This is a genomic window from Kutzneria sp. 744, assembly GCF_000568255.1.
Lineage (GTDB): Bacteria > Actinomycetota > Actinomycetes > Mycobacteriales > Pseudonocardiaceae > Kutzneria.
On sequence record NZ_KK037166.1, the window covers coordinates 3,577,256 to 3,603,735 of the forward strand.

Sequence of the window (26,480 nt, forward strand, 5' to 3'; positions counted from 1 at the left end):
AGGGGGCCTCGGCGTAGATGGCCGCTCGGATGAGCGGATGTCTGAACCGCACAATGCCGTCGTCGTCGGCCACGGCCAGATCGCACCGCTCGGCGGCGACCAGGTCCTCGGCGGCGTCGGGCCGTCCGGCCGCCCGCAGCAAGGTGAGGCTCGGCCGGGTCGCGGCGCTGGCCAACAGCAGCGTGGCCTGGGCACGTTCGCTCAGCTCGCCGAGCCGGTCCAGCAGCAGCGCCCGCAGCCGACGCGGCACCGGCAGCGGACGACCGGGGCTCTCCGGGACTCCGGAGCGCAGCACGGCCCGGCCCAGTTCCAAGGCGTAGAAGGGATTGCCGTCGGCCAGCTGGTGGATCTGCAGCACGGAGCCGTGCGGCAGCAGAACTCCGTTGTCCCGCAGCAACAACCGGGCGACGTCGCGGGGAGTCAGCGGCGGCACCGGCAGTTCGGCCACATCCGGCGGGCACAGGTTGCGGTGCAGCGGCTGCTCACCGTCCGGCACGCGCTCGGCGGCCAGCACGCGCAGCCGGTCCCCGGTCAGCCGGCGGGCGACGAAGGCCAGCACCTCGGCGCTGGGCCGGTCCACCCACTGGAGGTCGTCGATCACCAATGTGACCGGCGCCCGGTCCGACAGCAGCTGCAACACCTGGAGCACGGCCAAGCGCACCCCGAGCCGGCTCTGGTCCGACGTCGGGTGCTCGCCGCGCAGCAGCGCCGCCTCCAGCGCGGCCCGCAGCGGCGCGGGCAGCCTCGCGAGGACGTCGTCCGTGACGTCCGCGAGCAGGTCGATCAGGCAGACGAAGGGAAGTCTTCGGTCCGACTCGGCCGGCGCGCAGCGCAGCACAGTCCCGCCGCCGTCGGCGCCCGCGAGCGCCGCCAGCAGCGTCGACTTGCCGATGCCGGCGGGGCCGCAGAACAGCACGCTCCCACCCGCCAGCAGTTCCCGTGCCGAGCGCAGGAGCTCGCCACGTCCAACCGGGCCAGGATCATTCATGATGTGGTACCTCAACCGCAGGGCAGAGTTGGTACTCCACCATTCTGATCGGCCACACACCGGTATTCCAACCGCGTATTCGTGTGAGCCGCTAGGCAGTACGGCCTACGACTTTCGTCGGTAGTCCACCAATTCGGGCGTGCCCCGGACCTGGGCAGACGATCAGCGGGGACAGTGCAACACACGCGTAACGACGCCGTTGCACACCCGGTTCGCGATGGCGGTCATGCCCCAACAACACCGTCCTGACCCCCATTTGTCAACGCACTCCCACGACCCGGAAACCTCCATTTCCGGCCACACCCTGACCGAGAACCCGGGCGGATCGGGCCGCCGCGTCCGGGGAGGGGAAGCGACGGAACCTGCGCCATGGCTGCCCGAGAGCGGGACTCGCGGGGGTTGGGCGGGTAAACCACCACCCTCCGTGATCATGGTCACGTGGGCGTTTGCACCTCCCGAGGGATGCGGGAACAAGACCGCGCCACGTACCGTTGTAGGCAGTGGTTGACCAGTACGTGTCCCCCGGGCCGCATCTGAAACCACGGGCACGGAATACCGTTCGGCTGGAGCCGTGCTGCGTAACTCGCCGAGAGGCGACCTACTGGTCGGCCGCTAACGTGACGGGCGGGGCGCTCCTAGGAGCACCCCGCCCGTCTGCGTGTCCGGGCCGGGACGGCCACCATGTCCGGGTGACCGAACCGGAGACTCCCGCCTGGCAGCGGGAGACGCAGACCGAGCAGCGCTGGGCCGTGGCCGGCGCCATCGCCGTCGCGCTGGCCCTCCAGCTGCCGCTGCCGCAGACCATGACGTTCCTGCCGTGGTGGCTGCTGCCCTCGCTGACGTTCACGCTGATGGTGGCGCTGCTGATCGCCAACCCGGGGCGGATCAGCAAGCACAGCGCGGCCGAGCGGCGGATCGGGCTGGTGGTGGCGCTGCTGGTGAGCGCGGCCAACGCCCTCAACGGCGTGCAGCTGGTCCGGCACATCCTGGACGGCACCATCGGCGACAACGCCCTGGAGCTGCTGACCACCGGCGCGGACATCTACGTCACCAACGTCATCGTGTTCGCGCTCTGGTACTGGGAGTTCGACCGGGGCGGGCCGGGGCTGCGGGCGATGGGCGCGCGCGAGTTCCCGGACTTCCTGTTCCCACAGATGTCGAGCCCCGAGCTGGCGCCGAAGGACTGGGAGCCCTGGTACGTGGACTACCTGTACCTGTCGTTCACCAACGCCACCGCGTTCAGCCCGACCGACGTGCTGCCGATGCGACCGTGGGCGAAGCTGGCGATGATGGCCCAGTCGATGGTGTCGCTGGTGATCGTCGTGCTGGTGGTGGCGCGGGCGGTGAACGTTCTGCGCTAACCAGCTCCGTGCGCGGACAACTCTGCTCCGTGCGCGGACAATCCGGCTCCGTGCGCGGACAACCCAGCTCCGTGCGCGGACACTATTGCCTGAGAAGCACGGAGCCCCCGCCAAAGGCGGGGGCTCCGGTTTCCCGTCACCAGGGGGGAGGGGTGACGGGAGGTCTGTTGTTCGATCTGAGACCAGCCTAGGGCATCCGGCGCAGAGAGCAAGCCCCGGGGCCGGGAATCCTGGCGATCGGCCATCGAAAAGCTACCCGAGGAGCGCCTTGACTGCGCACAAGTGCGCAGAAAGCGTTTGTTCGAACGCCCACTATGCAAGTTCGCCATCGAGGCCATGGGCCGTTAGCCACATGTGATCAACACCACAGTCGATCTCCACTGCGCGCCACTTCGTGGGGTCGCCCCAACATGGGAGGTCCGTATAATCACGGCCATGGGCACCCCGGACCGGACCGACCTGCTGGCGCTTCCGGAACGGATGCTGCGGCTACCCAGTTTCCTGTTCGTGCACCTGGCCAAGCAATGGCGCCGACTGGCCGGCTCCCAGTTCGAGCACGATCTACGCGCGCAGCACCTGATGATCCTGGCCTCGCTGGAGGACAACGGGGCGTCGTCGCAGAAGGAGATCAGCGAGCGGCTCGGCATCGACGCCAGCGATCTCGTCGCGCTGCTGGACGATCTGGAGAAGGCCGGCCTGGCCAACCGCAAGCGGGACGAGCGGGACCGGCGGCGCTACGCCGTGATGCCGACCCCGGCCGGCGCCAAGGCGCTGCGGCAGCGACTGGTCGACGTGGAGCGGATGAACGCGGAGATGCTGGCGCCGCTCACGCCGGAGGAGTGCGAGGAGCTGCACCGACTGCTGCTCAAGCTGTTCGAGAACTACCGGTAGGACCCCGGAGACGCAGGATGGGCTGGCGTGGTCCCTGCCACCACACCAGCCCACCGGTCAGGCAACCGGCGTGGTCCCTGCCACCACACCGGACACCTGGTCTGCGTGGAACTTGTCGTTCCACCGGGTCTACGCACGGCGAACCGCCATCCTCACCAAACGTCACCCGAAAGGGTGAGCAAGCGGCCGGACCGACCAGTTGTCACGTGACGTAGATAACGGCCTACCGGCAGTGACAGCAAACGTTGTTACACCGTAGACACAAGCGGGGTGCACAGTGCCGTGCGCCACGGGAGATTTTTTCGCGAAGCTCAATGAATTCGCAACTTCTTCCTGTTGTGCCTACGAGAGGACGGCAATGCGACAGCAGTCACCGGGCCAGACCGCTGAGGTCCCGGCCCGGTTCTGGGAGGAGTACGCCAAGGTCCGACCGCAGCTGGTCGGAATCGCGGCACGGCACACCGCGGGCACGGGGCAGGCCGAGGACATAGTCCACGACGCCCTGCTGCGCGCCGCGCACTTCTCCGAGCTGGACCTGGACCGTTTGCACCCGTTCCTGGTGACCGTCGTGAAGCGGCTGTGCGTCGACGAAGCCCGCCGCCGCTCCACCGCCACCAGGGCCCACTCCCACACCAAGCTCGACCCGCTGGCCGCCGCCGACCCCGCCGAGCTCACCTGCGACCGCGCCGAGGCCGACTGGGTCGCCTCCACCCTTCCCCGCCTCACCGCCTACGAGCGGGAACTGGTCGCCCTGGTCGCCAACGGCCACGCGCACAGCGATATCGCCCGCATGCTCGGCACCACTCCCCGTGCCACCCAGACCGCCATCCACCGCGTCCGCGGCAAGATCAAGTCCTGGGCCCGGTGACACCACCGCGAGTCCCGCTCTCGGGCAACTGAATGTCGAGTCACGGAACTCGACACAGGGCTGCTGGTGAGCGGGACTCGCGGTGGGCACACAAGCGCCGTCCGCTGGATGCGGACGGCGCTTGTGCTTGAAACCGTATTTCGCTGTGTTGGAGAGCGGGACTCGCGGGGGTTTGTCAGTGGCCCCTGCGGAGTCGGTCAGTAGCCGCCGGTTCCGGTGTTGCCGGTTCCGGTGTTGCCGTTCGGGTCGGTGCCCGCGGTGCCGGCGCCGGGGTTGTCCGCGGCGGGCGGGGCCGCCGGCACGGTCGGAGCGGGCGGCGGGGTGGCCGGCACGCAGGTCAGGTTCTTCTTGCCGGCCGAGTCGATGACCCACCAGGTGTTGCCGACGGCCTGGCCGGCCCACTTGCCGGGCTCCTTCTCGTTGGAGAAGTTGTAGACCGGCCAACCGGCGACGGTCACCTGCATGGTGCCGTCGGGCCGGGCGACCGTGCCCACCAGCGCCGGGTCGACGCCGGAGATCGCCGGGGCGCCGTTGGTCAGCACCGGCGGCCAGATCAGCGCGCACTTGTCCAGGCAGGCGGACGGCTTGCCGGGCGCGTCCTTGTCGAAGCGGTAGAGCACGAAACCCTTGCTGTCCTCGATGACGGAACCCATCTTGGGAATCGTCGTCGCCGCCAGCTGTGCCGGCCCGAGGGCGTTGGCGGCGGGCGCCCCGGCGTTGTTGGCCGAGGTGGTCGGCGCCGCCGGGCTGCCGCTCGGGTTGGACGGGTCACCCAACTGCACGGTGACCGGGGACTGTGCGGCGGCGTTCGTCACCGAGCCGGGGCCGGACTGAGTCGCCCCGAGCTCCTGGATGCCGAGCCAGGTCAGTGCGGTCACGGCGGTCAGGCCGCTGGCGATACCGATCGCGATACGACGGCCTCGAGTCACGAGAAGCCTCCGTGTGTAGGGAGTGGTGCCTTGCTGCCCACGATTACGACGCCCACCCCTGAGCGGTTCACCCGCCGGTGAGAAAAAGATCAGGCGTATCGGTCACGGGGCGTGATGTTCACCCGGCTGTGACCGACTCCCAGGTTCCTCCAAGGATGCGTCCAGCGTGCTCGCACAGACGGCCGCCATACCTGAACGTGGGCTCGATCCAGAGCCGTACCGCGACTGGGGTCAGGTGGTCTGACATGAGTGGAGCGGCCGTTCGCGGCGACACCGACACGAGTGCCGAGTCGGGGCACTGGTCGGTGGGCAGAACCGCGACCGTGGACATCGTCGTTCCGGTCTACAACGAGGAGCGCTCGCTGCCCGGGTGCGTGGAGACGCTGCACGGCTTCCTCACCGAGCAGTTCCCGTTCGAGTGGACGATCACGGTCGCCGACAACGCCAGCACCGACGCCACCCTGGAAGTCGCCAACGAGCTGGCCGACAAGTTCCCCGGCGTGCGCGTGCTGCACCTGGACCGCAAGGGCCGCGGCCTGGCGCTGCGCAAGGCCTGGGGCTGGAGCGACGCCGACATCGTCGTCTACATGGACGTGGACCTGTCGACCGGCCTGAACGCGCTGCTGCCGCTGGTCGCGCCGCTGGTCAACGGCCATTCCGACGTGGCGATCGGGTCGCGGCTGGCCCCGGGCTCGCGCACCATCCGCGGCCCCAAGCGGGAGATGATCTCCCGCTGTTACAACGCGATGATCCGGCTCTCGCACGGCGCCAAGTTCTCCGACGCCCAGTGCGGCTTCAAGGCGGCGCGCACCGACGTGGTCCGACGGCTGCTGCCGCACATCGCCGACGACTCCTGGTTCTTCGACACCGAGCTGCTGCTGCTGGCCGAGCACAACGGGCTGCGGGTGCACGAGGTGCCGGTGGACTGGGTCGAGGACATCGACACCCGCGTGCACGTGGCCAAGACCGCCACCGAGGACATCCGCGGCCTGATCCGCGTCGCCCGCGCCAAGGCCACCGGCTCGGCCAAGGTCGACGGTCTCCCCCGGCGGCCCGCGCCGCGCCCGGAGCACCCGGACGCCGTGGTGGCCCGGCGGGAAACCGGCCTGCTGTGGCAGCTTTTGTCGTTCGCGGCGATCGGCGCGGTGTCCACGGTGGCCAACCTGGCGCTGTACGGGATCATGCGGACCTGGTGGCCGGCGCTGGTGGCGAACTTCGTGGCGTTGACGGTGACGACGCTGCTGAACACGGAGGCCAACCGGCGCTTCACCTTCCTGCGGTCCGCCGGCTCGACCGGCCGGATCCACCTGCAGGGGCTGATCGTCTTCGCCCTCTACTACGCCTTCACCTCAGGCGCGCTGCTCGCGCTCGGGGCCTTCGACCCGACCGCGTCGAAGGGGTTGGAACTGCTGGTGCTGCTGGCGTCCTCGCTGATCGGCACCGCGGCCCGGTTCGTGCTGCTGCGCGCCTGGGTCTTCAAGAACACCGTCAAGGAAGGAAACGCATGACGACGGCCGCGCAAGCGTCCGCGCCACCGGCCGGCCCGGCGACTCCCGAGGAGTCGCCGGGCCTTCGGCCGCGGTGGCGTTCGTACGCGCTGGGGGCGATCCTGGTGGGCGCCACCGTGCTGTACGGGTGGGACATCTGGGGATCCGGCTGGGGCAACGAGTTCTACTCGGCGGCCGTGAAGTCCATGTCGCAGGGCCTGACCAACTTCGTGTTCGGCTCGTTCGACCCGGCCGGCGTGGTCACCGTGGACAAGCCGCCGATGGGCCTGTGGCCGCAGGTCGTGTCGGTGTGGATCTTCGGCTGGCACGCCTGGGCCTTGGCGCTGCCGCAGGCGATCGAGGGCGTGGCGGCAGTGTTCCTGTTGCACCGCACCGTTCGCCGCTGGGCCGGCGAGAACGTCGCGCTGATCGCCGCCGCCGCGTTGGCGTTGACGCCGATCACCGTGGCGATCGACCGGGTGAACAACCCCGATGCCGCACTGACACTGTTGTGCGTGGCCGCGGCGTACGCGTTCACACGGTCGGTGGAGGCCGGGATTCCCACCCGTAGCGCGACGAAGTGGTTGCTACAAGCCGCTTTCTGGGTGGGCTGCGGCTTCCTGACCAAGAGCCTGGCGGCGTGGATGATCGTGCCGGCGTTGGCGGTGGGATACCTGTTCGGGCGCAACGCTTCCTGGGGCCGGCGGATCGGGGATCTGGTGGCGGCCGGCGGTGTGCTGCTGGTGAGCTCGTTCTGGTGGGTGCTGCTCACGGTCGTGTGGCCGAGCCCGAAGCCGTACGTGGGTGGCAGCACTGACGGCGGTGAGCTGTCGCTGATCTTCGGTTACAACGGGCTGGGGCGGGTGTTCGGCGAGGGTGTCGGCCGCGGCGGCGGCGGCGGTGCTGGCGGCGGCTTTCCCGGCGGTGCAGGGGGTGGCGCGGCATCGGGCGGCGCAGGCGGCTTTCCCGGTGGGACAGGCGGCGGCGCGGCTGGCGGCGCAGGCGGTTTCCCTGGCGGCGGAACAGGTGGCGCGGGCGGATTCCCGGGCGGTGGCGGTGGTTTTCCCGGCGGCGGGGGCCGGGGCGGCGGAGGTGGCTTCGGTGGCTTCGCCGAGGGCAACGGCATCACGCGCATGTTCGGCGAGCAGGTCGGCGGCCAGATCAGCTGGCTGATGCCGCTGGGGCTGTTCGTGCTGGCGGTGGTCGCGGTGGTCGGGGTGTTCTCGTGGCGTCGCCGTCTCCCCGCTGATCACCAACGGCGGGCCGGCTGGTTCATGTGGGGCACCTGGCTGATCGTGCTGAGCCTGGTGTTCAGCTTCCAGCAGGGCATCTTCCACCAGTACTACACCACGCAGTTGGGCCCGGCCGTCGCCGCGCTCGCCGGCGCGGGGCTTGCCCTGCTGTGGCGGCATTATCGGCACCCGGTCGGCGTCAGCTGGCTGCTGCTGCCGGCCGGCATCGTGATCACGGCGGTGTGGGCGTGGGTGCTGGTGTCGCGGGACACGTCGTGGAACGGCTGGCTCCGCTACGCGGTGGCGATCGTGGCCGTGATCTCGGTGATCGGCCTCGTGCTGGCCAAGCTGCTCAACGCGGGTGGCGCTCGCATCGCCGCGGTGCTCGGCATCGTGGCCGTGCTGCTCGCACCGGGTGTGTGGTCGGCGGCCGCGGCGGTCGACTCTGGTAGCGCCGGTGGTCCGGGCGGCCTCGCGACTGCCGGGCCGCCCGGCGGCGGCTTTGGTGGTTTCGGCGGCGGTGCGGGTGGTGGCCGTCGTGGCGGCGGTGCCGGCGGTCAGGGCGGCTTCCAGGGCTTTCCAGGTGGCCAGCAGCCCACGCCGGAACAGTTGGAGCAGCTGGAACAACGCTTCCGCGGTGGCGGTGGTCGGGGCGGCAGCACGCTCACGGCCGAGGACCAGAAGATCCTCGACTACGTCACCAAGAACGCTCCCGACGCCACGGTCAAGCTGGCCGTCGAGGGCGGCGCCATGGCGTCCGAGACGTTCATCGTCAACAGCGACGTCACGGTGATCGGCATGGGCGGCTTCATGGGCACCGACGACGCGCCCAGCGTGGATCTGCTCAAGCAGTGGCAAAGCCAAGGTCACCTCGGCTTTGTGCTGGAGGGCGGCGGCTTCGGCGGCCGGGGCGGCGGTGTCTCCCAGGAGCGCACGCAGTGGGTGCAGCAGAACTGCAAGGTGGTGCCGGCTTCCGCGTACGGTGGCGGCACCCAGACCCTGTACGACTGTCTGGCCAAATAGGACAGATCGAGCGGCGGGATCCCCCGTACGGGCGGTCCCGCCGCTGTTCACAGGTTCCTCCCAGCGACCTCACAGGTTGGCCGACCATGCTGGCCCGGTGGACACTGCGACCGCGGGGCCGCCGGCGACCGTCCTTGTCGTCGACGACGAGCCGAACATCCTGGAGCTGCTGTCGGCCGCGCTGCGGCTGAGCGGCTTCGACGTGCACGCCGCCGACTGCGGTGTGGCGGCGCTGTCCACGGCGGCCCAGGTCAGACCGGACATCGTCGTGCTGGACGTGATGCTGCCCGACTACGACGGGTTCACGCTGGCCCGCATGCTGCGTGCCGGCAACAACCGGGTGCCGGTGCTGTTCCTGACCGCCCGCGACGCCGTCGAGGACCGCATCGCCGGACTCACCGCCGGCGGCGACGACTACGTGACCAAGCCGTTCAGCCTGGAGGAGGTCGTGCTGCGGCTGCGGGCCATCCTGCGCCGCACGCACGCCCTCGACGATCCCGAGCCCAACGACGGCCGGCTGCGCTACGCCGACCTGGAGCTGGACGAGGACGCCCACGAGGTGCGCCGCGACGGCCGTGAGATCCGCTTGTCCCCCACCGAGTTCAACCTGCTGCGCTACCTTCTGGTCAACGCGGAGAAGGTGGTGAGCAAGACGCAGATCCTGGATCGCGTGTGGAACTACGACTTCGGCGGCGACAGCCGGATCGTCGAGTCGTACATCTCGTACCTGCGGCGCAAGATCGACGGTTCGGGTCAGCCGCTGCTGCACACGATTCGGGGCGTCGGCTACACCCTTCGGCTGCCTCGGGCCGAAGTCTGACATGGCCCGCGGCTCCTGGACGCTGCGCACCCGGCTGCTCGTGTCGCTGCTGGCGTTCGCGGCGGTCGGGCTGGCGCTGTTCGGCGTGGTGACGGGACTTCTGCTGCGGCAGTCGCTGCTCGGCCGCATCGACGCGCAGCTGACCGAAAACGCGGCCAAGTCGGTGGACCGGAACCGGCCGCCGCCGCATCCGCTGCCCACCAACAACTATCCGTCGCTGCCGACGAGCTTCCGCATCTACTTCTTCGATCCCGACGGCAGTCCCGGCTACCAGGCGACACCGGACCTGAACGAGACGGTGATGCCGCAGCTGCCGTCGATGACGCTCGACTCGGTGCGCCAGCACGGCCAGCAGCCGTTCATGACCCAGGACGTGACCGGCAACTCGACCTGGCGGGTGATCGTCGCCGTGCAGGCGCCGAACCGGTGGCAGCCCGACGGCGGAACCGTTGCCGTGGCGGCGATGCTGAACGACACCGAGTCCACTGTGGTCAATCAGGCGTGGATCGAGGTCGCCTCCGGGGCGGTGCTGTTGCTGCTGCTCGGACTGACCGGGCTGATCGTCGTCCGGATCGGGCTGCGTCCGCTGACCCGGATCGAGCACACCGCGCAGGCCATCGCCGCCGGCGAGCTCGACCGCCGGGTCGCCGACACCGATCCGCGCACCGAGACCGGCCGCCTCGGTTCGTCCCTGAACGTCATGTGGCCCGGATCTCCGCCGCCCTCACCGACTCCGCCCAGTCCGAGCAGCGGCTGCGGCGCTTCGTCGCCGACGCCTCCCACGAGCTGCGGACTCCGCTGACCTCCATCCGTGGCTTCGCCGAGCTCTACCGGCGCGGCGGCGCGCCGTCCGATACCGACGTCGAGCGGCTGATGGCCCGCATCGAGAGCGAGGCCATCCGGATGGGCCTGCTGGTCGAGGACCTGCTCATGTTGGCCCGCCTCGACCAGGAGCGTTCCCTCGACTTCGCCGAGGTCGACCTCCTCGTCGTCGCCGCCGACGCCGTGCACGACGCCCGCGCCGCCACTCCCTCGCGGGACATCGTGCTCGACGCCCCGCACGGCGCCGTCCGCGTCATCGGCGACGAGGACAAGCTCCGGCAGGTCGTCATGAACCTCGTCACCAACGCCGTCACCCACACCCCGGCCGACGCCTCCGTGCGGGTCGCCGTCCGGCAGGAACGCACCCGCCCCAGCAACTCCGCCGTCGCCGTCGCCGGCGGCGAGCTGCCCAAGACCTCCCGCTTCGCCGTGCTGGAGGTCGTCGACACCGGCCCCGGCATCCCCTCCGACCAGGGCAAACTCGTCTTCGACCGCTTCTACCGCGCCGACCAGGCCCGCTCCCGCGCCAGCGGCGGCTCCGGCCTCGGCCTCGCCATCACCGCCGCCATCCTCGAAGCCCACTCCGGCCGCATAGAGCTGTTGACCACCTCCTCCACCGGCACCCGCTTCCGCGTCCTGTTGGCTCCCGCCTGACCGGTCCTCACGCCATGCGTGTCACGGGGCCACCGGACGGCGACGGGTCGCGCCCGGCTCGCCGGTGGTGAACAGTGCCCACTGCAGGCCGGCGATCACCAGCCCGCTGACCAGGAAGACCGGGAACACCAGGTCGAACCCGTCGACCGCGGCCGGCACGGATCGGGCGGGGATCATCACGACGTGCACGGCGGCCATGCCGGTGTAGTGCATCCCGGTCACGGCGACGGCCATGGCGGCGCCGGCTCCGAGCCGGGCCGCCGTGGTACGCACGACCATCGTGAACCACAGCGCCGCCGTGGCCGCGACCACGGCGACGACCAGGGACAGGGCCACCAGCAGCGGGTCGTAGACGATGTCGCCCTGGAAACGCACCGCGGCCATGCCCAGGTAGTGCATGAACGCCACACCGATGCCGGTCAGTGCGCCGGCGCACAGCAGCCGTGGGCCGGTGGACCGCCGCAGGGTCACGAGCGACAGCCCGAGTCCGACGACGCCGATGCTGACGACCGCCGACAACACCGTCAGCCCCACCGAGTAGCGCACCGGGCTGCCATCAACGGCGAAGCCGTACATGGCGATGAAGTGCATGAGCCAGATCGCCACGCCGCCGATGGCGACCGCGGCGCCGGCCGTCCACAGCACGGCGACCTGCCGGCCGCGCTCCAGACGGGCGCGGGCCGCGCAGGACAGTCCGATCAACGCTCCGGCGAACGACGTGGCGCAGGCCAGCAGCAGGGTCCACACGCCCATCGACATCTGCTGCATGTCAGTCATGACGGCCCCTGTTCGGACGCCGGCGACCACCGCCGCGTCGCGTGCTCGACGAGATCGGTCAACACGTCCCGCACGGCGCCGCGTTCGCGCACGTCGCAGTGCACGACCGGCACCACGGGCAGCAGCCGCAACGCCGCGCGAACCTCGTCCACGGTATGGGCCCCGACGCCCTGGCTGCGGTCGACCGCGACCACGAAGGGCACGCCGAACCGCTCGAAGTGGTCGACCGCGGCGAGCGACTCGGCCGGCCGGGCCTCGTCCACCAGCACCACCGCACCGATGGCGCCGCGGACGATGTCGTCCCACATGAACCAGAACCGGGGCTGGCCGGGCGTGCCGAACAAGTACAGCGCCGCCCCCTCGTCCAGCGTGACGCGGCCGAAGTCCAGCGCCATCGTGGTGGTGGGCTTGGCGCCGGCCTCCACGGTGATCTCGGCTTCGGTGGTCAGTGGCTCGATCTCCGACGCCGCCGCGACGAACGCCGTCTTGCCGACGGCGAAGCCGCCGGTGACCACGACTTTGGAGTACACCGTCGCGACGGTCACGTCGTCGCCTCCACATCGGCTCTCAGCTCGGGCGTCAGCAGCCGCCCGACCTTCTGCCGCAGCGCGGTCATCTCGTAGGCGAGCACGCCGATGTCGCTGTCCGGCGAGGCCAGCACGGCCAGACACGAGCCCTCGCTGACGGTCATCGTCAGCAGCAGTCCGCGACGCATCTCGACCACCGTCTGGTCGACCTCGCCCCCTTCGAACAGGACCGCCGCGCCGTTGGTGAGGCTCTGCAGCCCCGACACCACCGCGGACAGCTGGTCCGCGCGGTCGCGCGGCAGCGAGTCGGAGGCGCTGAGCAGCAGCCCGTCGCTGGAGACCACGACGGTGTGCGCGGCGCCCGGGGTACCCCGGGTGAACGAGCTGAGCAGCCAGGTGAATTCGTCCGATGTGGACAGCTTCGGGGATGTCACGGTGTTGCCCTTCCAGTGGTGTGGTGCTGCTCGGCTGTCTTGGGCACGCTGCCGCGCAGCAGCAACGCGCCCTTCACACGGCGGGGCAGGCCGGCCGCGGTCAGGCCGCCGGCGACCGGGCTGCTCAGGGCGTCGCCGGTGTGCCAGACCTGGTCGAAGTCGGTGCGCCAGTCGCGGTCGTCCTTCCTCCGGTCGCTGGACCGGAACCACGCCGAGGCGACGGCCTCGTAGAGGGGAGTGCCCTCGACCGGCTCGTCCGGCGGCCACGCGGGCTCCTCGGGCGGCGGCGCGGCGGGCGGTTCGGCGGCGGGTTCCCGCCGATCTCGACGAAGCGCCGTCGCGCGGCGATCACTGTGGCCATCGCGAAGTTGCGCTGCTGGGGCACTTCCGTCACAGGCGGCGAGGCCGTGGTGTCCGGCGGCGGGTCGCCCGGGCGCAGCAGATCGGCCGGCAGCACGACCTCGGCGATCGTGCCGGCGCCGAGGTTCGGCCGCAGCCGCACGGCGATCCGCCGGCGGGCGGCGAGCCGGCTCACCACGAACAGGCCCATCCGCCGCGACGACACGGCCTCGATCGGCGCCTCGACGGCCAGCTGCCGGTTGAGCGCGGCGAGTTCGGCCGCCGGCAGGCCGACGCCCTCGTCGGCCACGCAGATGAGCAGCGCGCCGTCGGGATCCTCGGTGCACGTCACGGAGATCCGGGTGTCCGGCGGCGAGTAGCACGTGGCGTTGTCCAGCAGCTCGGCCAGCAGGTGCACGATGTCGCTGACCGCGGAGCCGATCACCACCGCCTCCGGTGTGAGCGCCAGCGCGATCCGGTTGTACTGCTCGATCTCGGACACCGCGGCCCGCAGCAGGTCGGCGATCGACACCGGCCGGCTGGTCGACCGGCGCAGGTCGGCGCCGGCCAGCACCAGCAGGTTCTCGCTGTTGCGCCGCATCCGGGTGGCCAGGTGGTCCAGCTTGAACAGCCGGTCCAGCTGGTCGGGGTCCAGCTCGTCGGCCTCCATGACGTCGATCATCTTCAGCTGGCTCTGCACCAGGCTCTGGGTGCGCAGGGACAGGTTCACGAAGATCTCGTTGACGCTGTGCCGCAGAGCCGCCTGCTCGACCGCCAGCCGCACCGCGGCCGAGTGCACCTCGTCGAAGGCCCGCGCCACCTGTCCGATCTCCTCGGTGGTGGTGACCTCGACCGGGGCCGGCCGCTGCCGGCGGGCCCCGACCTCGTCGTGGGCGATCCGGTCGATCACGCCGGGCAGCTCGCACTCGGCGATCTCCAGCGCCCGCCGCCGCAGCGTCCACAGTGGATTGATCATGGTCGCGGCGAAGTACAGCGCGATGGCCAGTCCCACCAGCAGCGCGCCGATGATCAACGCGGTGTCGCGCAGCGAGCTCGTCCTCGACGAGACGCCGAGGCCGTCGACCGCGCCGCGCAGCGACTCCGACAGCGACCTCTCGAACGTGGTCAGCCGGCCGGTCACCGACTGCGCCGCCTGCTGCCACGCCGGCGCCGACAGTCCGGGCGGCCGGCCCGACTCGACGCGGGCCACCGCGTCGTCGCGGAGCTGGGCGAGCTGGGCCAATGCCGTCACGCCGACCGTGTCGGCATATCCGCCCCGCCGGTCCGGCGTGAGGTTCTGCCGCAGTTCGCCGAGGGCGACGTCGGCCAGCGCGCCGGCCACGCGAACCCGGCCGATCCCGCCGGCCGGCAGGCTGAAGCCCGCCGTCGCCGCGGCGAGCACGGTCTTCTCGATCTGCACCTGCTCGATGGTCTTGCCCACCGCGGTCAGCGCGGACGCGCTGGTGCTGACCAGTGGATCACCGGCGTCGTCCTGTTCGGTCACGCCGAACGCGAGCAGCGGCTCGAACATGATCGCGGAGTACTCGTCGAGCACCGTGAGCCGTCCGCCGCCGCCCGAGTCGGCGGCCTGCCGCGTCGCGGCCAGGTTGCGCAGCTGCCGATCGGCAGCCGCGACATCGTCCGCGGCGGCGACGTCCGGATTGGCGGCGAGTGCCACGTCGAACGCCGCGACCGCGCCGTCGACCTGTGCCCGCGCGGCGTCGAGGTCGGGCCGGGCCGCACCCGGCACGACCGCGAGGTCCCGCTCCCCTTGCAGACCGTGCGCCACCACCGTCGCGCGGTCCTGCACCGCCACCAGGCCGCTGAGCTCGGCCGCCTGTCCGGCGAGGGTCAGCGCTGCGCCGACCTGGGCGGCGCCCAGCACCACGGCGACGACCGTGGGCGTCAGCAGCACCACCGCCAGCTTGGTGCGCAGTGGCCAGTCCGCGACGCGGCGCAGCCGCCACCCGATAGTGCGAACCGCCAGTTCGTGACGCGCACTGGAGGCCGTCAACACGATCACTTCCTCGGCTCGTCGCTGTTGCCCCATAGACGAGGGGCACGACCTCGATCAGGCGACATTCCTAACTCAATGTCACGAAGAGTGCTAGCCCCAGGCCCGTTGATCACACTTACAGGTGACAGAGACTCCTTGTCTGGTAACAAATGGCGGAGCCCCAGGTCACTCACGGCAGACTTACACACGGACAAACCGATGTGACGTTCGGTAGCCACGCCGGCGGACGCAAAAAGGCCCCCTCCACCTGGGAGGGGGCCTTCGCGAGCGAGGTGTCAGGCGCCGGGCAGGGTGTCGCCCCGCACGGCCTGGATGTCGATCTCCACCCGCAACGTCGCGCCGATGGCCCCGATGCCGGCCCGCAGCACCTGGTTGTACGTGATGGCGAAGTCGTCACGGTGCAGCTCGGTCACGGCATGGAAGGCGGCACGGGTGCCGCCCCAGGCGTCGGGGCCGGTGCCGAGGTAGGTCAGATCCAGCTGCACGGGGCGGGTGACGCCGTTGAGGGTCAGCTCGCCGTCCAGCGCCCAGCGCTCCTCGCTGAGCTGGGCCAGCCCGGTGCTGCGATAGGTGATCACCGGGTGCAGCTCGACGTTGAGGAAGTCCTTGGAGCGCAGGTGGTCGTCGCGCATCTTGCTGTTGGTGTCGACGCTGGCGGCCTGGATCACCGCGGAAACCGAGGATCGCTCGACCGGGTGGGCGACCTCGACGGTGCCGACGAAGTCGTCGAACCGGCCGCGCACGCTGGACATGCCCAGGTGCCGCGCGACGACGGTGATCGACGAGTGCGCGGGGTCGATGGTCCACACGCCGGGCGGCGGCATCTCGACGCCGCCGACGCGGTCGAGGGTGATGGTGCCGAGCGGGGCGGAGCCGCTGGCGGTGACCATCGCGGTGCGGGCGACCGGCGAGTAGCCGGCGGCGGTGAGGATCGCGGTGTACGTGCCGGCGGGCAGCGCGTCGGTGCTGACCGCGCCGTCCTGGTCGGCCCCGCTGCGGGCGACCTGGTTGCCGGACAGGTCGGTGACGGTGAGCACCGCGTGCTGCACGGCCCAGCCGTCGCCGGTGCGCACCAGCGCGTTGACGCCTTGGCTCATGGCGAATCCCCTTTAGAAACTCAACTCGATGTCGTGCCGGCTACTGAGTTGCCGCCACCGATCCGCAGGGCGCCGGCCGCCGGCGGGTAGCCGTGGCGATGATCGTGTAGTCGCCCTCGGGCACGTCCTCGAAGACGTAGCTGCCGTCGGTCTCGGTGCTGGTGGCGGCGATGACCGTGCCGGCCGCGTCGACCAGCGTCACGCGGGCCTCGACGGGGCGGCCGCTGTCGTTGGTGCGCACGACACCCCGCACGCGGGCGCCGCCGGCCAGCTCCACGTCCTGCGTGACGCGGCCGGTGGCGGGCACGGCCACGGTCATGGCGACCGGGCGCAGCGCGGGGGCGCTGACGGCGAGGGTGTAGCTGCCGGCCACCAGGTCGTCGAACGTGTAGGCGCCGTCGGCCCCCGTGACGCGGGAGGCGACGACCTCGCCGCGACCGTCGGCCAGCGTGACCGCGGCCGAGGGCACCGGGGTGCCGCCGGCGGAGTGCACGAGGCCGGACAGCCCGCTGGTGCCGGACAGCATCACGTCCACCCGCGCGCCGTTGGGTTCCACCATCACGGTGACGGCCTGCGGCTGGTGGCCGGGCGCCGTCACGATCAGCACGTGGCCGCCGCTGGCCGCCACGTTGAAGTGGTACGTGCCGTCGACCTCCGAGGAGGTCCGGCCGACCTGCCGCCCCGCCGAGTCGATCAGCGTGAGCGCGGCCCGGCCGATCAGCGCGCCGTCCGCGCCGACCACCCTGCCGCGAATGAGCGAGGAGTCCATCAGTGCCGCTCCTGTTCCGAGCCCGTCGCGAAATCCTCCAGCACCTCGAGCGCTCCGGCCAGCGCACGCACCTGATCGGCTGGCAGCCGGCTGATCCGCTCGGCGAGGTAGCCGGTGCGGACGCCGCGCATCCGCTCCAGCAGGCCCTCCCCCTCCGGGCTCAGCGCGACGTTGCTGACCCGCAGGTCCTTGGTGCTGCACGTCCTGGTCAGCAACCGGTGCTCGACCAGCCAGTCCACCAGCCGCGACATGGTGGCGGCGCTGATGCCGACCCGGTCGGCCAGGTCGCTGATGCGCAGCGGCCCGTGCTCGGCCACGGCGGCCAGGGTGACCAGCCGGGTCGGCGTCAGCTCGTCGCTGGCGGCGTGGGTCTTCATCCGGTGCGAGATGGCGCTGATGGCCAACTGCAACCGGCCGGCGAGGTCGTCGTCACGCACTACGTTGGGCGCCACGACGTCACCTCCCGAAGACCACGTCTGCAGTGGACAGTTCACCCGCACGGGCGCTGACCCGCACGGCGACCGGCTCGTACACGCTGGTCACCACCGTGTAGTCGCCGCTGGGCAGCCCGGTCAGCCGATAGCTGCCGTCCGTCCCGGTCACGGCGCTGGCCACGACCCGGCCGTCGCCGTCCACCGCGGTCACGGTCGCGCCGGCCACCGCCGGGCCGTCGGGCGCGGTGACCACGCCGTGCACCACGGCCTGCACCGGCAGATTCAAGTCCACAGTAGACGGACGCGTGGCCGAGACGCCCACCGGCTCGGCGGTCGGCTCGTAGCCGGACGCGCTGGCGGTCAGCACGGCGTCGCCGTCGGGCAGGCCCTCGATCCGGTACCTGCCGCCATAGCTGCATTAAAAGGTCCCCGTGGTTAAAATCTAACGACCCCCCAAACCCGTACGTAGTAGGCCTGTCGAGTCTCCTCGATCATGGTGAGGGCAAAGTCATTAAGCGGGAGCCGCTAACAGATTATTGGAGCTGCGTTAGAGTCCACCAGGTGCGGAGAGGTTGCAACAATAGGCTTGCTCTGTACGATGGCCCTTCTACTTCGCTCACGAGCGGCTACGGTAAATTGTTTGGCATAGACAAAGGGTGGCAAAAACATTTGGCATGATAACAACGGTGACTCCTCGACCTAAGGACAACAAGAATTTGCTTAAATGGATATAACGATGCAGCGGGCCCTGAGGCGGTCGGCCGCTACGGGGAAATGCATATTGCAATTCCGGTATGCCATTGATGTCTTATGACAACTATCGCAGCGTGGTCATCGGGCCTAATCATGTTCACTAAAGTGAGTACAGTTTCGTCCACATAAACCTCCTGCCGGCGATCAGCCCGCCGCCGGCCAGCTCGAAGTCCTGCGCGCCGACCGTGTCGGTCACGGTGAACGTGCCGGCGGCCGGGCGGTAGCCGGCGGCCGTGACGATCAGCGTGTACGTGCCCTTGCGCAGGTCGACCAGCTCGTAGCGGCCGTCGGTGCCGACCGGCACGCGGTCGACCTGCGAGCCGTCGAGGCCGGTCACGGTGATCACCGCGCCGCCGATGCCCGAACCGCTGAGGGTGTGCACTCGGCCGGCCAGCACCACCGTGCCGACCGGAATGACCAGGTCGACATCGCCGAAGGCGCCTTCACCGGCGACCGCGGCCAGCTCCTCGCCCACCGGCTCCGGCAGGATCGCCTTGTTGCGCTTGCCGACCAGCCAGGACGCCACGGCCGCGACCACGCAGGCCGCCACCGCGAACCAGAACACGACCTGAAGGCCCTGCTGGAACGGCCCGGAGATGAGACTCGGGAAGAAGCTGCGGCCGGTCAGGAAGCTGGCCTTGTCGGCCGGCAGCTGCTGGAGCACCGGGCCGAGCAGCTGCTGGATCGGGTTGTAGCCGAGGAACGCCGCGAACAGCACACCGACCGCGGGCAGCGAGGCCACCTGGTCGGCGGCGGCCTGAGGCACGCCGTTGGACACCAGGCCGTTGGACAGCGTGCTGGGCAGGCTGGCCGACAGGCCGGCGATGATCAGGCTGAAGAAGATGCCGATGGACAGCACCATCGCGGAGTTCTGGAAGGTGGCGGTCATGCCGGCCCCGACGCCGCGGGCGTTGGTGGGCAGGCTGTTCATCACGTCCGCCCGGTTGGGCGAGGAGAACAGGCCCATGCCGAGGCCGTTGACCAGCAGGATGACCGCGAACACCCAGTAGTTGAAGTCGACCGGCAGCACGATCAGCGCCACGAAGCTGGCCGCAGTGATCAGCATGCCGCCGGTGGTGAAGGCGCGGGCGCCCAGACGGTCCGACAGCACGCCGGACAGCGGCGCGGAGACGAGGAAGCCGACGGTCAGCGGCAGCATGTAGATGCCGGCCCACAGCGGCGTCGACTCGAAGCTGTAGCCGTGCTGCGGCAGCCAGATGCCCTGCAGCCAGATGATCAGCACGAACTGCAGGCCGCCACGGCCGAGCGAGGCCAGCAGGTTGGCGACGTTGCCCGCGGTGAACGCCCTGATCTTGAACAGGCTCAGGTTGAACAGCGGGTTGGCGACCTTCGTCTCGATGACGCCGAAGGCGACCAGCACCAGCACGCCGCCGATCAGCGAGCCGTAGACCCAGGGGTTGCCCCAGCCCATGCTGGAGTCGCCGTAGGGCTGGATGCCGTAGGTGATCGCGACCAGCACCACGATGAGGCCCACCGCGAAGGTGATGTTGCCCCACCAGTCCATCTTGGCCTTCTGGCGCAGGCCGTTGTCGTGCAGCTTGAGGTACGCCCAGATGGTGCCGAAGACGCCGAACGGGGCGGAGACGATGAAGACCAGGTGCCAGTCGACGGGGGCGAGCACGCCGCCGAGGACCAGGCCGAGGAAGGAGCCGGCGATGGCGGCCACCGCGTTGAGACCCAGGGCCGTGCCGCGCTGGTTGGCCGGGAAGGCGTCGGTGAGGATGGCGCTGGAGTTGGCCATCAGGAAGGCGCCGCCGACGCCCTGCACCACGCGCCAGCCGATCAGCCACAGGGCCGCGTTCGTGCCGTCGAACCACGTGACCGACAGCAGGACGGAGGACACCGCGAAGATCGCGAAGCCCATGTTGTACATCTTGACCCGGCCGTACATGTCGCCGAGCCGGCCGAAACTGACCACCAGCACCGCGGTGACGACGAGGAAGCCCATCATCATCCACAGCAGGTAGCTGGTGTTGTCGGGCGCGAGCGGGTTGATCCCGATGCCCTTGAAGATGTCCGGCAGTGCGATCAGCACGATGGACGAGTTGATGGTCGCCATCAGCATGCCCAACGTGGTGTTGGACAGCGCGATCCACTTGTAGCGCGGACCCAAGGCCGCCTGGATCGGCGCCTTGGCGTGCTGGGCCGTCGACAACGGGTCCCTCCCCTCGTGCGGAACTTGCTTGACGTAGGCTAACCGAAATTGTTGCTTCGCACAACTATCAAGGCGCCTTGGTCATTCCGCACGAGGGGCTCATGTCGCCGCGGTCACACGAAGTGCCGGAACTCCGGGTAGCGGTTCCAACCGGGGTCGCCGGTCCTGGTGAAGTCGGCCACAGCCGTGCCGAAGTCGGTCTCGGCGGCCTTCAGGTCCATCATCGGGCTGCCCCGGAACGCCTCGAACGTGCCGAACAGATACGGCAGCTCCACGCAGTGCGGGGCGCCCAGCGGGCCCGACCGGTCGAAGCGGTAGGCGAAACCGTTGGCAGCCTTGGCGATCTCGTGCACGCCCTGCTCGAAGATGTCGGGGCCACCACCGAAGGCGACCATCTCGTCCTTGGTGTGGCCGATCAGCACGTCGAGGCCGGAGAGATCGGCATCGGTCCAGGGCCTCGGGTAGCCGGCCCCGCCCAACACCGGCATCAGCGGCGGCGCGGCCATGCCCGGCTCGGCCAGCTTCGGCACCGTCGCCAGGATCTGCTCGGCGGTCGCCTTCTCCGGATCCTCGCCCAGGGCGTCGAGGAATCGGTCGGCGGTTTTCGCGGCCGTTGCCGGGTCGGTCGGCGGCAACGCCCAGGGACCGCTCTCCAGCACCAGACGGTGCACCAGGTCCTTGGTCGCCGGGTCGATCGCCAGGTACAGCGCCGAGTACGCCCCGGCCGACTGGCCGCCGACGGTGATCTGGTCCGGGTCGCCGCCGAAGGCCGCGATGTTGTCGTGCACCCAGCGCAGCACCGCCCCCTGGTCCTGCGGGCCGAGGTTGTCCGCGCCGAGCTCCGGCTTGTAGAGGTAGCCGAGTGCACCCAGGCGGTAGTTGGCCGTGACCACCACGATGTCGTTGTGCCCGGCCAGGTTCGTGCCGTCGTACCAGTCCCAGCCGCCCGAGCCGCTGGTGAAGCCGCCGCCGTGGAACCACACCAGGACGGCCTTTTTCGCGGTGGCGCCGGTCGTCCACACGTTGAGGTTGAGGCAGCCGTCCTCGGCCCAGTCCAGTTCGCGCTCACCCATCACCCACGACAGCCGGGACTGGAGCTGCGGGGCCGCGGGGCCCGGTTTCGTCGCGTCCCGCGATTCCGTCCAGGCCGGGTGCGGGGTCGGCGGCCGGAACCGCTCCGCCGTCGCGTAGGGGATGCCCCGGAAGGCCGTGACCTTTCCGTTCGTCGCGCCCCGGACCGGCCCCGTCGTCGTGTTCACGTCCATGCCACCGGTCTAGAGCTTTACGGTGTTCTTGGGTAGTTTTGTTCAGTATCTGCGACACGATTCGGCCCGTGGAGGTGATTGTGCGACAAATGCTGGACGAGACCGAGCGGCGGATCGTGGCCGTGCTGCTGGCCTCCCCGCGCGCCTCGTGGCGGGCCGTGGGCGCCGAGCTGGGGATCTCCGAGCGGACCGTCGTCCGGCGGGCGCTGCCGCTGTTCCAGGACGGCACTCTGCGCGCCACCGTCGTGCGCAACCCCATGCACTTCCCCGGGCTCATCCCCATGGCCCTGCGGATCCGCTGCCAGCCCAACCGCATCCGCGCCGTCGCCGCCGTGCTGGCCCGGCGGCCCGACACCATCGCCGTCGACATCATCGGTGGCGGCGACGAGATCTGCGCCCAGTTCATGCTGCACGGCGCCGAGGCCCGGAACCTGTTGCTGCTACGGGATCTGCCGGCCACCGCCGCCGTCGAGTCCTGGACCTCGTACACGATGCTCCGGGTCTTCCCCACGGCTTTCCGATGGACTGGCGAGCCCGGGAAGCCTTCCATCCCGGCCGGATACCTGGTTCCGCCCACCCACCACGACGTCGACGAGGCCCTGATCGCCGGCCTGACCGCCGACGGCCGGGCCAGCTACACCGATCTGGCCGCCGGCGCCGGAACTTCCGCCGTCACCGCGCGGCGGCGGGTCGACGCCCTGGTTCGCGGCGCGAGCCTGCGGCTGGCGATCGAGGTGGACCTGGCCCTGCTCGGTGTGCACGGGGAAGCCATGCTGTGGCTCAACGTCGCCCCCGGCGAGCTGAACGCCACCGGCGAGGCCCCTGAGCCAGCACCCCGAGGTTCGCTTCGTCGCCGCCACCACCGGCCGGGCCAACCTCCTCGTCGCCGTCGCCGCCGCCGATCTCGCTGCGCTGTACGGGTTTCTGACCGGCGGCGGGGTCGACAGCAGCGTCGGCACCGAGGTGACCCCGATCCTGACCACGATGAAGCGCACCGGTCTGATCCGTTCGTAGTTACCGCGTGTTTGTCGGCGACTGAGCGGCCAGCGTCAAGGTCATCGGGACCGGCAGGCCCGTGATGGGGTGGGCCAGGGCGGCGGCGATCCACTCGGCGGAAGGGCCGTCCTGCCAGCGGAGTTCGTCGGACTCGACCCGCGGAGGCGAAGGGAACAAACAGATCCGGCGCAGCAGGCAGCTCAGCAGCGGATCGAGGGCCGACGGCAGGGTGGGGGCGGCGGAGGGCGCGAAGCCGTCCATCAACGACGCCCAACGGTCGGAGCCGGTGCCGGTGAGGACCACGGTGGCCGGCCCGAGCTCCAGGAACACGTGCATGCCGATGGGGCGGGAAACCAGCGACGGCACCAGAAAGTACAGGGCCTGGACCAGTTCGGCGGCGACGTCGGGCATGAGGGACAGTCGGATCTGGTCGTGACGGGGCTGCACCATCCAGAACACGGGGCGGGCGATGGTCGAGGCGGCGCAGAACACGGCCGCCTCCAACGACTGCTGGACGGGGTCGACGGCGTCGGGCAGGACCAGGCGGCGCACGCGATCGGGCATGGGACCGGAGGCCTGGCCGAGGAGATGGGCCAGCTCCAACGGGGAAAGGTCGGCCAGCGCGCCGCCGACCTCGGGCTCGACGGCCCACTGGGGCTCACCGGTGTAGGGACGGCGCAGGCGGGCGACGGAGGCGACCAACGGGGAATGACGGGGCATGGGAGGCGTCCTCGAGACGCGCCGCCCGGCGCGGCGCGCCCACACACGGTGGGGAGGAGGACGCGGTGGGCTGAGCAGAAACCCTTCAACGAGGAGCGTCACCGAAGCCGGGGATGTGACGCCGCTCGGCACCCGCGTGTGCCTTGCCACGGACTGTACCGGGCGGCGGCAGTTCCGTCACCAGGGGTCACCCGGCTGCGCCGGCCTGGAAGGCCAGGATGGCCAACTGGGTCCGGTTGTCCAGGCCGAGCTTGGTCATGGCCCGGCTGACGTGGACCTTGACGGTGGCCTCGCTGACCTCCAGCCGGGTGGCGATCTCGGTGTTGCCGGCCCCGGTCGCCACGGCCAGCACGACCTCGCGCTCACGGTCGGTCAGAGTGTCCAGACGGGCCTGTGCCGCGGCCTGCTTCGCCACCACACCACCGGAATAGCGGACGGCCATGCGCTTCAGGACGGACGGGGCCAACACCGCGTTGCCGGCGGCGACCATCTCGACGCCACGGATGAGGTCCCGCGGCGGGGTGTCCTTGAGCAGGAATCCGGCGGCGCCGGCGCCGAGGGCCTCGTAGACGTACTCGTCGAGGTCGAACGTGGTGAGCAGCAGGATCGGCGGCGGCCCCGACAGCGTGTGCAGGCGGCGGGTGACCTCCAGACCGTCCACGGTGGGCATCCGAATGTCGGTGACCACGACGTCCGGACGCAGCTCCTGGACCAGGTCCACCGCGTCGACGCCGTCGTCGCGGTCGGCCACGACCTCCACGCGGCCGCTGCTCTCCAGAATCATCTTGATGCCGAGGCGGACCAGTTCCTCGTCCTCCAGCAACACGGCCTTGATCACCGGGGCTCCTTCGGAAACGTGGCGGCCACCTCGAAACCGCCGCCGGGCGCGGGCCCGGCGGCGAGGGTTCCGCCGGACAGCACCACCCGCTCCCGCATGCCGATCAGGCCGAAACCCGAGCGGGGCACGGGTGTGGCGCGAGGCAGGCCGACGGAGTTGGCCACGCGCACGTCCAGCTGACCGTCATGATCACGCAGGCTCACCGAGATGTCCGAGCCGGGGGCGTGCTTGCCGGCGTTGATCAGGGACTCGTGCAGCAACCAGTACACGGCACGAGCGGTGGTGCCGGGCACTTCCGGCAGCTTGTCGGGCAGATCGGCCCGCACGTGTTGCCCGGCGGCGGTGGCCTCGGTGATCAGCTCGCACGCGGCGGCCAGGGTCGGCTGGGGATGCTTGGGCGCGGCGTCGCCGTCCTCGGCGTCTTCCCGCCGCAGCACGCCGAGCAGCTCCCGCAGCTCCTCCATGGCGGCGGCCCCGGTCTTGCGGATGCTCTCGGCGAACTCGGCCGTCTCCGTGTTGGACGACATGGTGTAGGCCCCGGCCTGCACGGTGATCTGGCTGACCCGGTGGGCGACGACGTCGTGCAGCTCGCGGGCGATCCGGGTGCGCTCGTCGGCGACGGCCTTCACGGCGAGCATGTCCCGTTCCAGCTCGGCCTGCCGGGCCCGGTCCCGGAGGCTGGCGACCAGCTGCCGGCGCTGCCCGACCCACAGCCCGAGCAGCAGCGGGAAACCGACCATGACCAGCGGCACGACCAGCACCAACAGCACATCGGGGCCGTCGAACCGGTACGCGAAGGACAGCTGGAAGCCGGGCCGCCACGGCAGCAACAGCGCCATCGCCGACCAGGCCGAGATCAACCACGTGGCACGGGTGGTGCCCCACTTCACCGCCAGCGTGTAGACGGCGAACACGATCGGCACGAACGCGCCGTCGAACACCTGGACCAACGTGGCCAGAAGTGCGACCGTGCAAGGGAAACGAGTGCGCACGACCAGCACCGCCGAACCGACGACGGCCACCGCGATCGCCGCCGGGCCGTCCGGGAGCAGTCCGTACGAGCTGCTGTGCGCCTCGGAGACGGTGAGCCAGCCGACAAAAGCGGCCACCACGGCGTCACGGAGCAGGGTCCCGTGCGGACCGTCCAACCAGGACACGAACTTCTTCACGCCGCAACCCTAGGCGTCGCGGCGGCGTAGCGTCACCCAGCTGGCGGCCAGGAACGCCGTGGCCAGCACGAGCAGCGCCAGCGGCGAGGACCAAGCGCCAGCGGCTAGTTGATCACGGCCGGTGGTGATGAGCTTGGCCGCCGAGGAGAACGGGATCAGCGACGGGTCGACCTTGCCCAGCGCCAGCAGCGTCTCGATGATGGTCGGGAAGGCGATCATGGCGACCAGCGCGACCGTGGCGTTGCGGGTGACGGCGGCGACGCCGAGTCCGAGCAGCGAGCTGAGCACGGCGAAGACGACGGTCCCGGCGAACGCCTGCGCGATGGCGCCGCCGTCGGTGAACGCCGTGCCGCCGACGACCTCGGCCAGCAGCGTGACGGCGACCAGCGCCGCGCCGGAGACGGCGGCGAACAGCGCGATCACGACGGCCTTGGCACCGAGGATGCGAGCCGGTGTGCGCAGCGTCAACGTGGTGGTGACGATGGTGCGGTACCGGTACTCGTGGCCGAACGCGGCGACCCCGACGGCCATCGCGGGCAGCAGGGCCAGCACCAGGAAGAGGCCGAGGAAGGCGTTGTCGAACCGGGTCTGCACGGGCATGTCGTGGTGTGTGGCCCAGATGAGGGCGAACAGGAACTGGATCACCGGCCCGGTCGCGAACAGCACCCACGTGGAGCGCAGCGAGCGGAGTCGGACGAACTCGTAGCGGACAGCGTCGAGCATCGGGTCAGGCCCTCCCACGGAACTGCGCGGCGCCGGCGGTCGCGGTGAAGAACGCGTCCTCCAGGCTGCTGTGACGGATGGTCAGCTCACGGAGCACGATCCCGGCACGCATCGCGATGGTGGCGATGGCGTCGGTGTCGTGCGTGGCGACGACGAGCGAGCCGTCCGGGTGCGGGACCACCCGGAAACCGGCCCGGACCAGCAGATCCGCCAGCAGGCCGGGGTCGGCCGGGCGGACCAGCACCTCGGGCCGGGAGTTGCGGGCGACGAACGAGTCCGTGGTCTCGGCGGCGACCAGCCGGCCCTGCCCGATCACCACCAGGGCGTCGGCCAGCACGGCCATCTCGTTGAGCAGGTGGGAGGACACGAAC

25 protein-coding genes and 2 pseudogenes are annotated in these 26,480 nt (G+C 70.4%); 10 read left to right on the forward strand and 17 right to left on the reverse strand.

Annotation, left to right across the window (positions count from 1 at the left end; all coding sequences use genetic code 11):
• On the reverse strand, positions 1 to 988 hold a 988-nt coding region (locus tag KUTG_RS15975), incomplete at its 3' end, for an AAA family ATPase (protein ID WP_043729544.1).
• Positions 989 to 1,677: 689 nt separating this feature from the next.
• Here KUTG_RS15975 and KUTG_RS15980 point away from each other — a divergent pair.
• From KUTG_RS15980 to KUTG_RS53495, 3 genes are all read left to right on the forward strand, one after another.
• Positions 1,678 to 2,349, forward strand: a complete 672-nt coding sequence (locus KUTG_RS15980) for a DUF1345 domain-containing protein (RefSeq protein WP_157494566.1) — start codon at positions 1,678 to 1,680, stop codon at positions 2,347 to 2,349.
• 435 nt (positions 2,350 to 2,784) lie between these two features.
• Positions 2,785 to 3,240 (forward strand): MarR family winged helix-turn-helix transcriptional regulator, encoded by a 456-nt coding sequence (locus KUTG_RS15985; RefSeq protein ID WP_063753527.1) that lies wholly within the window; start codon positions 2,785 to 2,787, stop codon positions 3,238 to 3,240.
• Between the two features lie 358 nt (positions 3,241 to 3,598).
• A complete protein-coding gene (locus tag KUTG_RS53495) occupies positions 3,599 to 4,108 on the forward strand; it encodes an RNA polymerase sigma factor (RefSeq protein WP_052394656.1) in 510 nt (169 codons plus the stop codon).
• A 197-nt stretch (positions 4,109 to 4,305) separates the two neighbouring features.
• On the opposite strand, the gene KUTG_RS53500 is transcribed toward KUTG_RS53495, so the two are convergent.
• Positions 4,306 to 5,037, reverse strand: coding sequence for a COG4315 family predicted lipoprotein (locus KUTG_RS53500; protein WP_063753528.1), 732 nt, complete (start codon positions 5,035 to 5,037; stop codon positions 4,306 to 4,308).
• Positions 5,038 to 5,282: 245 nt separating this feature from the next.
• On the opposite strand from KUTG_RS53500, the gene KUTG_RS16000 reads away from it, so the two are divergent.
• The 5 genes from KUTG_RS16000 (at position 5,283) to KUTG_RS63595 (ending at position 11,075) form a co-directional block, all read left to right on the forward strand.
• Entirely contained in the window at positions 5,283 to 6,545 is a 1,263-nt protein-coding gene (locus tag KUTG_RS16000) for a bifunctional glycosyltransferase family 2/GtrA family protein (protein WP_084579371.1), read from the forward strand.
• The gene (locus KUTG_RS16005; protein ID WP_043717738.1) at positions 6,542 to 8,779 is read left to right on the forward strand and encodes an ArnT family glycosyltransferase; all 2,238 of its coding nucleotides are present in this window, start codon (positions 6,542 to 6,544) and stop codon (positions 8,777 to 8,779) included. The genes KUTG_RS16000 and KUTG_RS16005 overlap by 4 nt, the downstream gene beginning before the upstream one ends.
• A gap of 97 nt (positions 8,780 to 8,876) precedes the next feature.
• Positions 8,877 to 9,599, forward strand: a complete 723-nt coding sequence (locus KUTG_RS16010; protein ID WP_043717740.1) for a response regulator transcription factor — start codon at positions 8,877 to 8,879, stop codon at positions 9,597 to 9,599.
• A gap of 1 nt (position 9,600) precedes the next feature.
• Complete coding sequence (locus KUTG_RS63590; protein WP_052394660.1) at positions 9,601 to 10,401, forward strand: HAMP domain-containing protein; 801 nt, start codon at positions 9,601 to 9,603, stop codon at positions 10,399 to 10,401.
• On the forward strand, positions 10,302 to 11,075 hold the full coding sequence (locus KUTG_RS63595) for a sensor histidine kinase (RefSeq protein WP_052394661.1): 774 nt from the start codon (positions 10,302 to 10,304) through the stop codon (positions 11,073 to 11,075). Before KUTG_RS63590 ends, KUTG_RS63595 begins: the two co-directional genes overlap by 100 nt.
• A gap of 21 nt (positions 11,076 to 11,096) precedes the next feature.
• Here the strand turns inward: KUTG_RS63595 and KUTG_RS16020 are convergent, their stop codons facing one another.
• From KUTG_RS16020 to KUTG_RS16065, 10 genes are all read right to left on the reverse strand, one after another.
• Positions 11,097 to 11,852 (reverse strand): MHYT domain-containing protein, encoded by a 756-nt coding sequence (locus KUTG_RS16020; RefSeq protein ID WP_232240816.1) that lies wholly within the window; start codon positions 11,850 to 11,852, stop codon positions 11,097 to 11,099.
• Complete coding sequence (locus KUTG_RS16025; protein ID WP_043717744.1) at positions 11,849 to 12,397, reverse strand: GTP-binding protein; 549 nt, start codon at positions 12,395 to 12,397, stop codon at positions 11,849 to 11,851. Before KUTG_RS16025 ends, KUTG_RS16020 begins: the two co-directional genes overlap by 4 nt.
• Positions 12,394 to 12,813, reverse strand: coding sequence for a roadblock/LC7 domain-containing protein (locus KUTG_RS16030; protein ID WP_043717746.1), 420 nt, complete (start codon positions 12,811 to 12,813; stop codon positions 12,394 to 12,396). Before KUTG_RS16030 ends, KUTG_RS16025 begins: the two co-directional genes overlap by 4 nt.
• A gap of 124 nt (positions 12,814 to 12,937) precedes the next feature.
• The gene (locus KUTG_RS16035) at positions 12,938 to 15,175 is read right to left on the reverse strand and encodes a sensor histidine kinase (protein ID WP_198047191.1); all 2,238 of its coding nucleotides are present in this window, start codon (positions 15,173 to 15,175) and stop codon (positions 12,938 to 12,940) included.
• Between the two features lie 269 nt (positions 15,176 to 15,444).
• Positions 15,445 to 16,266 carry a YceI family protein gene (locus KUTG_RS16040; RefSeq protein ID WP_043717747.1) on the reverse strand — a complete coding sequence of 274 codons (822 nt, stop codon included), beginning with the start codon at positions 16,264 to 16,266 and terminating at the stop codon, positions 15,445 to 15,447.
• Between the two features lie 40 nt (positions 16,267 to 16,306).
• Positions 16,307 to 17,035 (reverse strand): MSCRAMM family protein, encoded by a 729-nt coding sequence (locus KUTG_RS16045; RefSeq protein WP_043717749.1) that lies wholly within the window; start codon positions 17,033 to 17,035, stop codon positions 16,307 to 16,309.
• Positions 17,035 to 17,487 (reverse strand): MarR family winged helix-turn-helix transcriptional regulator, encoded by a 453-nt coding sequence (locus tag KUTG_RS16050; protein ID WP_157494567.1) that lies wholly within the window; start codon positions 17,485 to 17,487, stop codon positions 17,035 to 17,037. Before KUTG_RS16050 ends, KUTG_RS16045 begins: the two co-directional genes overlap by 1 nt.
• A 4-nt stretch (positions 17,488 to 17,491) precedes the next feature.
• Positions 17,492 to 17,836: a carboxypeptidase-like regulatory domain-containing protein gene (locus KUTG_RS16055; protein ID WP_043717751.1), complete on the reverse strand. Its 345-nt coding sequence runs from the start codon at positions 17,834 to 17,836 to the stop codon at positions 17,492 to 17,494.
• 486 nt (positions 17,837 to 18,322) lie between these two features.
• Positions 18,323 to 20,308: an MFS transporter gene (locus tag KUTG_RS16060; RefSeq protein WP_084581155.1), complete on the reverse strand. Its 1,986-nt coding sequence runs from the start codon at positions 20,306 to 20,308 to the stop codon at positions 18,323 to 18,325.
• Between the two features lie 203 nt (positions 20,309 to 20,511).
• Positions 20,512 to 21,663 carry a carboxylesterase family protein gene (locus KUTG_RS16065; RefSeq protein ID WP_052394664.1) on the reverse strand — a complete coding sequence of 384 codons (1,152 nt, stop codon included), beginning with the start codon at positions 21,661 to 21,663 and terminating at the stop codon, positions 20,512 to 20,514.
• A gap of 89 nt (positions 21,664 to 21,752) precedes the next feature.
• Here KUTG_RS16065 and KUTG_RS63600 point away from each other — a divergent pair.
• Together KUTG_RS63600 and KUTG_RS63605 are read left to right on the forward strand one after the other, a co-directional pair.
• Positions 21,753 to 22,310 (forward strand): annotated as a pseudogene (locus tag KUTG_RS63600) (Lrp/AsnC family transcriptional regulator); the annotation flags it as partial.
• A gap of 175 nt (positions 22,311 to 22,485) precedes the next feature.
• On the forward strand, positions 22,486 to 22,677 hold the full coding sequence (locus KUTG_RS63605; RefSeq protein ID WP_232241457.1) for an Lrp/AsnC ligand binding domain-containing protein: 192 nt from the start codon (positions 22,486 to 22,488) through the stop codon (positions 22,675 to 22,677).
• Here the strand turns inward: KUTG_RS63605 and KUTG_RS16075 are convergent, their stop codons facing one another.
• From KUTG_RS16075 to KUTG_RS63610, 5 genes and pseudogenes are all read right to left on the reverse strand, one after another.
• Positions 22,678 to 23,379 (reverse strand): hypothetical protein, encoded by a 702-nt coding sequence (locus KUTG_RS16075; protein WP_157494568.1) that lies wholly within the window; start codon positions 23,377 to 23,379, stop codon positions 22,678 to 22,680.
• A gap of 187 nt (positions 23,380 to 23,566) precedes the next feature.
• Positions 23,567 to 24,217, reverse strand: coding sequence for a response regulator transcription factor (locus KUTG_RS16080; RefSeq protein ID WP_043717754.1), 651 nt, complete (start codon positions 24,215 to 24,217; stop codon positions 23,567 to 23,569).
• The gene (locus KUTG_RS16085; protein WP_052394666.1) at positions 24,214 to 25,386 is read right to left on the reverse strand and encodes a sensor histidine kinase; all 1,173 of its coding nucleotides are present in this window, start codon (positions 25,384 to 25,386) and stop codon (positions 24,214 to 24,216) included. Before KUTG_RS16085 ends, KUTG_RS16080 begins: the two co-directional genes overlap by 4 nt.
• Positions 25,387 to 25,395: 9 nt before the next feature.
• Entirely contained in the window at positions 25,396 to 26,109 is a 714-nt protein-coding gene (locus KUTG_RS16090) for an ABC transporter permease (RefSeq protein WP_043717757.1), read from the reverse strand.
• A 4-nt stretch (positions 26,110 to 26,113) separates the two neighbouring features.
• Positions 26,114 to 26,480 (reverse strand): annotated as a pseudogene (locus KUTG_RS63610) (hypothetical protein); the annotation flags it as partial.